The sequence below is a fragment of the Burkholderia sp. SRS-W-2-2016 genome (assembly GCF_001931485.1).
GTDB lineage: Bacteria > Pseudomonadota > Gammaproteobacteria > Burkholderiales > Burkholderiaceae > Paraburkholderia.
Map to the genome: position 1 here is coordinate 1 of NZ_MSDV01000085.1, position 219 is coordinate 219.

Sequence of the window (219 nt, forward strand, 5' to 3'; positions counted from 1 at the left end):
GGGGGATTAGCTCAGCTGGGAGAGCACCTGCTTTGCAAGCAGGGGGTCGTCGGTTCGATCCCGTCATCCTCCACCAATCATCAATGCACAGCGTTCTGCTGAGGTTTTGGCAGAGCATTTCGCATTGGCGATTGAGCCAGTCAGAGCGATGTGAGGCAACTCACAATCGGCTGTCGTTCTTTAACAATCAGGAAGAAGTAGTAAAGAGATTCACGAAAG

At 51.6% G+C, this 219-nt stretch carries 1 tRNA gene; it reads left to right on the forward strand.

Annotated features, from left to right (window positions below):
* Window positions 1-76 (forward strand) — tRNA-Ala (locus BTH42_RS33480).
* Window positions 77-219 lie beyond the last annotated feature (143 nt).